General features: G+C 34.6%; 12 protein-coding genes. 6 read left to right on the top strand and 6 right to left on the bottom strand.

What is annotated here, in order from left to right; genetic code table 11:
• Positions 1 to 7: 7 nt before the first annotated feature.
• Positions 8 to 610: an NAD(P)H-dependent oxidoreductase gene (locus tag MP478_RS21590; RefSeq protein ID WP_257191646.1), complete on the bottom strand. Its 603-nt coding sequence runs from the start codon at positions 608 to 610 to the stop codon at positions 8 to 10.
• Between the two features lie 84 nt (positions 611 to 694).
• On the opposite strand from MP478_RS21590, the gene MP478_RS21595 reads away from it, so the two are divergent.
• Positions 695 to 1,042 (top strand): helix-turn-helix domain-containing protein, encoded by a 348-nt coding sequence (locus MP478_RS21595; protein ID WP_257191645.1) that lies wholly within the window; start codon positions 695 to 697, stop codon positions 1,040 to 1,042.
• Here the strand turns inward: MP478_RS21595 and rsmD are convergent.
• The 4 genes from rsmD to MP478_RS21615 all read right to left on the bottom strand — a co-directional run bounded on the left by rsmD (position 1,039) and on the right by MP478_RS21615 (position 3,505).
• Positions 1,039 to 1,614 (bottom strand): 16S rRNA (guanine(966)-N(2))-methyltransferase RsmD, encoded by a 576-nt coding sequence (gene rsmD / locus MP478_RS21600; protein WP_230039953.1) that lies wholly within the window; start codon positions 1,612 to 1,614, stop codon positions 1,039 to 1,041. The two genes, MP478_RS21595 and rsmD, sit on opposite strands and share 4 nt — an antisense overlap.
• A 66-nt stretch (positions 1,615 to 1,680) precedes the next feature.
• Complete coding sequence (locus MP478_RS21605) at positions 1,681 to 2,397, bottom strand: DUF3822 family protein (protein ID WP_230039944.1); 717 nt, start codon at positions 2,395 to 2,397, stop codon at positions 1,681 to 1,683.
• Positions 2,398 to 2,415: 18 nt separating this feature from the next.
• Positions 2,416 to 2,910, bottom strand: coding sequence for a Smr/MutS family protein (locus MP478_RS21610; protein ID WP_257201626.1), 495 nt, complete (start codon positions 2,908 to 2,910; stop codon positions 2,416 to 2,418).
• Positions 2,911 to 3,007: 97 nt separating this feature from the next.
• Positions 3,008 to 3,505 carry a metallophosphoesterase gene (locus MP478_RS21615; protein WP_257201627.1) on the bottom strand — a complete coding sequence of 166 codons (498 nt, stop codon included), beginning with the start codon at positions 3,503 to 3,505 and terminating at the stop codon, positions 3,008 to 3,010.
• A gap of 148 nt (positions 3,506 to 3,653) precedes the next feature.
• Between MP478_RS21615 and MP478_RS21620 the strand changes: the two genes are divergently transcribed.
• Both MP478_RS21620 and MP478_RS21625 read left to right on the top strand, forming a co-directional pair.
• Positions 3,654 to 4,928 (top strand): hypothetical protein, encoded by a 1,275-nt coding sequence (locus MP478_RS21620; RefSeq protein ID WP_257201628.1) that lies wholly within the window; start codon positions 3,654 to 3,656, stop codon positions 4,926 to 4,928.
• A 102-nt stretch (positions 4,929 to 5,030) separates the two neighbouring features.
• A complete protein-coding gene (locus MP478_RS21625; RefSeq protein ID WP_257201629.1) occupies positions 5,031 to 6,572 on the top strand; it encodes a serine hydrolase in 1,542 nt (513 codons plus the stop codon).
• 292 nt (positions 6,573 to 6,864) lie between these two features.
• Here the strand turns inward: MP478_RS21625 and MP478_RS21630 are convergent, their stop codons facing one another.
• Positions 6,865 to 7,341 (bottom strand): histidine phosphatase family protein, encoded by a 477-nt coding sequence (locus MP478_RS21630; protein WP_230039932.1) that lies wholly within the window; start codon positions 7,339 to 7,341, stop codon positions 6,865 to 6,867.
• 115 nt (positions 7,342 to 7,456) lie between these two features.
• On the opposite strand from MP478_RS21630, the gene ruvX reads away from it, so the two are divergent.
• The 3 genes from ruvX (at position 7,457) to MP478_RS21645 (ending at position 9,078) form a co-directional block, all read left to right on the top strand.
• On the top strand, positions 7,457 to 7,873 hold the full coding sequence (ruvX, locus tag MP478_RS21635; RefSeq protein ID WP_230039930.1) for a Holliday junction resolvase RuvX: 417 nt from the start codon (positions 7,457 to 7,459) through the stop codon (positions 7,871 to 7,873).
• Positions 7,870 to 8,442 carry a peptide deformylase gene (gene def, locus MP478_RS21640; RefSeq protein ID WP_230039919.1) on the top strand — a complete coding sequence of 191 codons (573 nt, stop codon included), beginning with the start codon at positions 7,870 to 7,872 and terminating at the stop codon, positions 8,440 to 8,442. The genes ruvX and def overlap by 4 nt, the downstream gene beginning before the upstream one ends.
• A 78-nt stretch (positions 8,443 to 8,520) precedes the next feature.
• Complete coding sequence (locus MP478_RS21645) at positions 8,521 to 9,078, top strand: DUF5606 domain-containing protein (protein WP_230039918.1); 558 nt, start codon at positions 8,521 to 8,523, stop codon at positions 9,076 to 9,078.
• Positions 9,079 to 9,415: the final 337 nt, after the last annotated feature.

Consider the following 9,415-nt stretch of genomic DNA (forward strand, 5'->3'; position numbering starts at 1 on the left):
TGGATTTTTACCCTTCTACAATCACTTTTCCGGTCTTTAGTCTTGTTTTTGGATTGAACTTTGGCTGATTGGTATCTGCTTCATCTCTTTCACCGATTGCTACGGCAAAAAGCGTTTCATACTTTTCATTTTTCAGAATATCATCGTAGCGCTCCGGTTCAATTCCTTCCATAGGAGTAGAATCTATTCCCATATCAGCACAGGCAGAAAGAAAGACTCCCAAAGATAAATAAACCTGATGCTTTAGCCATGACCTGATTCCGTCTTCTCCTTTAGGTTTTATAAAATTTTTATAATAATTCACGGACCCTTCAGGCAAAACTCCTTCAATCTGTTTTTCAAAATCTTCTGAATTCTTAAGAGATTGGAAGACAATCAAGTGACTGCTTTGTACAATTTTTTCTTTATTCCAGTAAGAAGCTTCCGCTAGCTGATCTTTCACTTTAGAATTATTATTAACAAAAATAAAATTCCATGGCTGGCTGTTGATTGAAGATGGGCTCAGATTTAGAATTTCTTTCAATTCATTTATTTTTTCTTCACTGATATGGCCCTGTGGGTTATACTTTTTTACAGTATACCTTGTTTTCATTTTCTCTAAAAAACTCATAATTTATACTATCATTTTTATAGTTACAAAATTAATTTAAGTTTATTAACTTTGCAATAACGGTAAAAAAGGATAGTATAAAAAATGTATACAGTAGATAACAAATCATATCCTTGTTGCACAAGTGTAACAATGAGATTTATAGGAGGGAAATGGAAGGCAGTCATCTTGCACCACTTGATTGAGGGTGCCAAAAGGTATAATGAAATTAGAAAAGAAATTCCGACCATTACAGAAAGAACACTGAGCCTTCAGCTTAAACAGATGGAGGAAGATGGAATTATTGACAGAAAAGTATTCACGGAAAAACCACCTTTAATGGTAGAATATACCTTAACTGATTTTGGGAGGACCCTGCTGCCTGTTTTGGAAGCAATTACAAAATGGGGAAAAAACGCACCTGAGATATCAAAAAAAATAATCAGGAATTAAATTTCCTGATTATCATTTTCTTTATTAGGCTCAAAAAAACTGAAGCTTACATTTCCGTATTTTCTGGTATCTGTCAGATTGGGATGTTCAAGTTTCATTCTGCTTTGATGCTCTACAATGAGAACTCCATTTGCTTTTAAGTATTTATTATTTAATACTAAAGAAATCAGTTCATAATATTTTTTCTCCTCCATTTCGAATGGGGCGTCTGAAAAAACAATTTCAAAAGATTTTTTATTTCTGAACTTTTTAAGCCAGTCGAACACATCATCTCTCTGTACATTGATTTGAAGTGACATATCCAGTTCAGATGCTGTAGAATTAATGAAGCCTGTATGTTTGGGGTTCATTTCTACAGATGTAACATTCTTGCATCCTCTGGAAGCGTATTCTAATGAAATGGAACCTATTCCCGCAAATAAATCAAGGACGGAAATGGACTGCATATCATATTTGTTTTCCAGAATACTGAATAAAGCTTCCTTCGCAAAATCCGTAGTGGGTCTTACATCGAAGTTCTTTGGAGCGGCAATTTTTTTAGCTTTCCATTTTCCGGATATTATTCTGAACATATTTTTTAGGGTTTATGTGGTAGATTATAGAAGCATATATAAATTTCTGATATACCTGGCTGTAATCTAATTAAGTATAAAATTCTTGTTAGGAACATTGTCAAAAACAATCTTTAGATTTCTGACAAATTTTTGAAGTTCGGAAATAAATGTTTCATTTTCCGTTGTTTCTCCATAAGCGAAAAAGTTCGTATCATTGATTCCAAAACCTAACTTGCTTAGCGTAAACATAATAAAGTAAAGGAAATCAACCTCTGAATTGACATCCAGGTTATTGTACAGGATTACCTTTTTTTGATCGATAGCAAAAAACTCACATTGATTATGATAAAGATTGATGTGAATTTCCTTGTTATTTTTATTGTTGAGAGAACTTAAAAACTTCTCTCCGGAAAAATTAAAATGTACCGGAACAGCCAGCTCTTTTATTTTTTTGTAATAATGTTTGGGAAAAGTATAGTAAAACTGGATATTGAATTTTTTATTGATCGAAAGCATCAGTTCTTCTTTGTTCCTGTCAGCCGGAGCATTGAAGGCTATCAGGTCAAATCCGGCTTCATGTTCTGAAAATCCTTCCGGCATCAGAGTAAAATGATTCAGGGCAGAAATGATCTGGATCTCATCAAAACGTTGTTTGATAAGAATATCATCAAGCTTTTCTTCAATAAGATTGGCTGGTGTTTCTTCTGTAACGAAATAAGATTTTTCCTCCAGGATGCTTTTATTCTTCACAATCTGGTAGATCAATCCGTCTTTGGTAAAAAGTAAATTAAGTACGTTCATATTTCAATTGCTGCAAATTTAGTGAAATTCTACCATTACCGCACCCGATTGGTGGTGAAGTATTTCCTTATTATAAAAATCAATATTCACCTGGCTTTCCAAAACATCCCGTACCATCCTCTGTAAAGTGCCGTCCCCAATACCATGAACAATTTCAAGCCTTTTTAAATTGTTTTTCCTGCAGAATGCCAACACATCTATTAATTTCTCCTTTTGAATAAACAGTCTTTCAAAACTGTCATAATCACTGGGATTCTTTACTAAATTATGAAAATGAAGGTCTATAACCAAATGATTTTTCTGATGTTTCTTCGAAATGATTTTTTTTGGTTCCGCTTTTCTGATGATTCTTATATTTTCATAAAGATCAGCGTCTTTGGGAACCAGTTTTTCTTTTGGATATTGATGAGTAAAGCCGTATTCATCTTTAAATACTACAATATTTCCCTTCACGGAAGTTACCACTCCGTTTAAATTTTCATCCACTACAGAAACTTTATCACCAATCTTCATAATTTTTTAAGACTTGTCCGGACCCACTAATTTGTACAAAGGTAAAAAGTAAAATGTATTGAAGGCAAGCCCCTTTATTCTCAAACCCTCAAACTCCTCACACTCTCGGACCCAATTCAATAACTTCAAGGTCCTTTATTTCTTCTCCATCCACTACAAACCGCATCATGGTTCTCATCTTGTGCCAGCCCTGCTTACCACAAGCTCCCGGATTGAGGTGTAAAAGACTGTTCTTTTCGTCATACATGGCTTTTAAAATATGAGAATGTCCTGAGATAAACAGTTTCGGGGCCTTGTTGGTTATTTCATTCCTTGTTAAGGGAGTGTATTTTCCGGGATAACCTCCAATATGGATCATCAAAACCTCCAGTTTTTCACAAAGAAAACGGTTTACTTCCGGAAACTCAGAACGGATCTGAGCGTTGTCTATATTCCCGTAAACCCCTTTTAGCGGTTTTATTTTTTCCAGCTGTTCTATAACATCCATGCTTCCAAAGTCACCACAATGCCAGACTTCATCTGCCTGGGATGCGTATTCTAAAATTCGGTCATCAATATAAGAATGGGAATCGGAAAGGAGAAGAATTTTTGTCATTCAAAAAGGGGGTGTATTTTATTTCTGCAAAATTAATAAAGAATTATGCGCAAAAAAAACTTCTTTGCAACTATAAGATGTCTATTTTTTTAATGCGTCAAGTTTTGGCGCTGATGTACCCTATATTTATGAAACAAAATTAAAAAATATGATTTATACAGAAGATTTTTTTACAGCTGGAAGTACTTATCAAAATGATGATTTAGTACAGTTAGTTGATAGCTACACTCACGAAAATGTAAATTTTAAAAAGATTACCCATTGGATTAATAATTATTTAATGGACGATTCTAAAGTGGATGGGATTATTTATCGAAAAAGAAATGGTGAATATTATGTGGATACCAGTATTCTGTCAGGTTCAGAAATATCGGCGAAAAGATTTGGTGTAAAAGCTGATTATATTACTGATGATTCCGATGCTTTACAGAAAGCTGTAAATTTTGGGGTTAGAGTAGGGTGGAATATTACGTTGCCGGCGGGCAAAATAAAAGTTTCAAAAACAATAGCTATTGATTTTACAACTAATAATAATGATGGAAACAGCAATGGTAAAGATCGGAAATTTGAATTAATAGGACGAGGAATAAATTTGACTCAGATTTATGATGAAGGCGATGATGGACATGTTGTTTTTGATGTAAAAGGCAGTTCTCCTGATCGTGTTAATGGATTTAATGCCAAGCATTTTTCAATAAAAAGGGCCGATACAACTAATGCAACAGGTGGAACTGCTATAAAAATTGAAAAGTTAATTTTATTAAATATTGAGGAAATACACATTTTTAGATTTACAAGAGGGTTTACATTAATTGACTGTTGTGTATCTTATTTTAAAAATTTAAAAATAGATTATTGTAAAGAAGCATTTAAAGCTGATATCGGTAAAGATCCTAACCCGGATAACAATGTCACAAACCCTAATCTATTAAATTTTGTGAACTGTGTATTTAATTCTAATGAAACTTTAGGAGTTCACTTAGAAGGCGCGCATAATGTAAAATTTGACACTTGTGATTTTGAAGGCAATTTTGGAGATGTTCTGGTCTGCTCATATATCGGTAAAAATGGCAAAAATTCTTTAAACTTAATTAACTGCTATTTTGAGGGTACAGTAAATGGAGTTGATTTGTTTTACGTTCCTTATACCGGAGGCACAATAAATTTGATAGGCAACAGCTTTAGCAGAGTGTATCAAGGAGCTACACATAATATTGTCATAGATTTCAGATATTATGATCAAGAGGTACAATATACCAATCACGAGCATTATTTAAATATGATGGGAAATGCTTTCAGGGATGATTTTCAATTTACAGAATGGGACACATACCCACCCATATCATTATGGGGAAATAATGGACATCTTCATATTAAGGATTTTAATTACTATGATCATGGAAATAATCTGACTCAAAATTAGATTTGTACAAAAAAGGAAATTTGATAAGTTTCCTTTTTTGTTAGATAAGTAAATGTAAGTGGCATACCCCAAATTTCTTATCTTCACAGAAAATTTGTAATAATGAAGCATAATTTCTCTTTGTTCTTTATTCTTTTTTCTTTGATTTCCTTTGCCCAGGTTGAAGAAAAAAAACTGGATGAATTAATCCAGAATACATTAAAAACCTTCGATGTTCCGGGAATGTCAGTAGGTATTGTAAAAGATGGAAAAGTAACCTATTCAAAAGGTTTCGGACTACGTTCTCTTACCACAAAACAACCTATGGATGATCATACTCTGGTGGGTATAGCTTCCAACTCCAAAGGGTTTACCTGCGTAGCATTGGCTATTTTGGCAGATGAAGGAAAGCTGAACTGGGATGATAAAGTTTCTCAATATATCCCTGAATTCCAAATGTACGATCCATACGTTTCTCAAAATATAACCATAAAGGATCTGATTACCCATAGAGCCGGATTAGGGTTGGGGCAGGGAGATCTGATGTTTTTTCCGGAAGGAGGAAACCTGACGGTTAACGATATTGTTCACAATGTAAGATATCTGAAACCAGAAAATGCTTTCAGAACAAAATTAGATTATAATAATATCATGTTCATTGTTGCCGGAGAAGTTATCCACAGAGTTTCCAGATTAAGCTGGGCCGAATTTATTGAGCAGAGAATTATGAAGCCGGTAGGGATGACATCGAGTTTTGGAAGCTACAACAGGGCAAAAGCTATCTCTAATAAAATTGATGCACACGCCCCTGTAGATGGAAAAGCAATTGCGGTTCCTCATGACTGGAATGAAACAGGCAATGCGGCAGGAGGAATTATGAGTAATATCAAAGACATGACCACATGGGCAGAATGTCTTTTGAATAATTTTACAACGAAAGACGGTAAAAAATTAGTGTCTGATAAAAATGTTCAGCAGCTTTGGAGTTTACAGATCCCTGATAGAGTAGCTGCAAAAAATCCATATGATACCAGCTTCTACGGATATGGGTTGGGATGGTTTTTAAGCGATGTTAAAGGCCATAAGCAGGTTCAGCATACCGGCGGGCTTATTGGTACGGTGACACAATTTACCCTGATTCCTGATCTGAAACTTGGAATTGTGGTCTTAACTAACCAGCAATCAGGAGCTGCCTTCAACACCATTACCAATACAGTGAAAGATTCTTATCTGGGGGTGGCAGACAGAAACTGGCTGAAAACATATGGTGAGAGAATGTCTAAGATAAATGCAGAATATGATAAGCAAAAGAAAGAAGCTTATGTAAAATCTGAAACTTTTAAGAAAGATAAAGGACTTCAACCAAAAGCAGAACAGTTTACCGGAACTTATCATGACATCTGGTTTGGAGATGTAGACATTACTCAACAAGGAAATACCTACAGGATATCATGCAAAAATTCTCCAAGATTGAAAGGCGAGCTGCTTCCGTATTCCAACAATTCTTTCATTATAAAATGGGATGACAGAAGCTATGATGCGGATGCTTTTATTATTTTCAGCTATGATGAGAATGGAAAAGCACAGTCAGCGAAATTAAAAGCTATTTCCGATGTTACAGATTTCAGTTTTGATTTTGATGATCTTGATCTGAAGAGAAAATAAGTGGCATAATTGCAAAAATATTCAACAGAACGGGCTTTAGCCCGTTTTTTTTGTATACAACGGATAGTTTTTTTGGCTGAAGTTTAACCACCCTGTCAAAAATAAATTTTTTGCCACCCCACCAGTGAAGGGAAATATGTAGTCTGCAAAAGATATACTGGTTTACTGAAGCAGGTTTAAGCCCTGTTCAGCTTTTGAAAGCTCTGAATTAAGATGATGTTTTTCAAAAAAAGTTTTTAACTTAAGCAACCGTTTTTATTACCATACTGAATAAAGAATTATTGAAAAGAAGCTAAATTTTCCCCGGCTCATAAAAGAATAGAAGTTTCTTTTGGGCTCCGTCAAATTCAGACCATGAAGTGCAGTCTACTTCAAAACCTGCGACACCACAGGTCGGAAAATGAAAAATATCTTCAGAGATAGAATTGGCAAAATTCGAGATTCCGTTATTATGGGAGAAAAAGGCAACCGAGCTAAGGTTGTCATCCAGATCATAAATTACAGACTCAAAATTTCTTTCCGAAGGATTATAGAGTTTTTCATCAGTAGAAAAATTAAGCTGATAGGTTTGGTTAAAAATTTTGCATGTATTCAGCGCACGGACGGCCGGGCTTGAAATAAAATGGTCAATAGAAATTTGATGACTTTTCAGGAACCGGGACATGTTCATAGCGTCTTCTAAACCTTTATCTGCTAAAGGTCTGTCAAAATCCTCCGTTTCTTCCGGCCAGTCGCTTTTTGCATGTCTTACGAGGATGAGTTTCTTCATATATTTGTTTTTTGGAGGATTAAAATTATAAAAAAAATAATGGAATAAAACATGATTTATATAAAAAAACTGCGTTATGAATAAAATCATTAAATTTTACTAAATTTGCAAAATTATGGGACAAATCCTTGCGATAGACTATGGAAAGGCGCGTTGTGGCATTGCTGCAACAGATGATATGCAGATTATAGCCAGTGGGCTGGATACTGTGGAGACCCGTTTTCTGATGGAATTTTTAAAAAAATATTTCAGCGAAAATAAGGTAGATGAAGTAGTAGTTGGCCTTCCCACAGATTTGAAAGGGAATATTTCAGAAGTGGAAACTGATATTTTAAAATTCATTGAAGAATTTAAAAAAGAATTTTCGGATATTGCAGTCCACCGTTTGGATGAAAGATTTACTTCCAAAATGGCCTCGTTTTTTATTTCCCAAAGTGGAAAGAGCAAAAAAAAGAGACAGGAAAAGGGATTAATAGATAAAGTAAGTGCAACCATCATATTGCAGAATTTTTTAGAACAAAGATTAAGATGATTTTACCGATAAGAGCTTTTGGGGATCCTGTTTTGAGAAAAGTAGGAAAAGATATAGATAAAGATTATCCTGAATTACAGGAATTACTGGATAATATGTTCGAAACGATGTACAGTGCAAATGGCATTGGTCTTGCTGCACCTCAGATAGGATTGGATATCCGTCTGTTTATAATAGATGTGACCCCCCTTGCAGATGATGAGGATTATGAAGATATCAAAGATGAGCTGGCAGAGTTTAAGAAAGTTTTCATTAACGCCAGAATTCTTGAAGAATCGGGGGAAGAATGGAAGTTTAATGAAGGCTGTCTGTCTATTCCGGATGTAAGAGAAGATGTGAAAAGAAAAGAAACTATCGTCATTGAATATTATGACGAAAATTTTGTAAAACATACAGAAACTTTTTCCGATATTAGAGCCCGCGTAATTCAACATGAATACGATCATATTGAAGGGGTTTTATTTACCGACCATCTGAGTGCACTGAAGAAGAAACTGGTAAAAGGAAAACTGACAAAGATTTCTCAGGGTGATGTAAGCATCGGCTACAAAATGAGATTTCCAAAATAATGTAAACAAGGATTAAAAAAAGAATAATAAAAGGCAAAAAGCTGAAAGCTGATTGCAGAATTTACAAAAAATAAAATTATGCTGTTAGAAAAAATAATTTCAATTTCTGGAAAACCAGGACTTTTCAAATTAGTTTCTCAATTAAGAAACGGGTTTATTATTGAAGATGTTACCAACAAGAAAAAAGTAAGCATTGGTAACTCTAGCCAGGTAAGCTTATTGGATAATATTGCAATGTTTACATTTGATAAAGAAGTTCCTTTGTTCGAAGTTTTTGAAAATGTTGCTAAAAACAATGATTATAAAGAAACTATTTCTCACAAAGCTTCTGATGCTGAACTGAAAGATTTTATGTTGGCTTCTCTTCCTAATTATGATACAGAAAGAGTATATGCATCTGACATCAAGAAATTGGCTCAATGGTATAATATTCTTCACAAAGCTGGATATATCACTCCTGAAAGTTTTGTAAAAGCAGAACCTGAAACTTTGGAAGGTGAGCCTGCAGAAGAAGTAAGCATTGAAAAAGAAACTAAAAAAGCGGCGCCTAAAGCAGAAAAGCCTGCTGCTCCTAAAGTAAAGGCTACTTCAGCTGCAAAGTCAGCTCCGAAAAGTACACACACTAAAAAAGGATAATCCGGTCACCGGATTTTACAATACAACCTTGTTGAGAACTTTCTTAACAAGGTTTTTTGTTTTGTGGGGATAAGAGGGGGAGGCAAGGATTGGAGTTGAAAGTTGAGAGTTAAGAGTTAAGAGTTAAGAGTTAAGAGTTAAGAGTTAAGAGTTAAGAGCCGAGATGCTAGATTTCAGATGTTGAAGGTTGAAATACAACTTTAAGTTAAAGTGAATTTTTCTTTGCAAGTGAATAGTGATTGGTTGTACCAGATCTGTAAAAATTGACAAGCGCAGCCGGATTGACCATTCACAATTTGCAATGCCGTTTTAAGTCAGAGATTGAATTTTTCTTTGC

It is taken from the genome of Chryseobacterium sp. WG14, assembly GCF_024586945.1.
Taxonomy (GTDB): domain Bacteria; phylum Bacteroidota; class Bacteroidia; order Flavobacteriales; family Weeksellaceae; genus Chryseobacterium.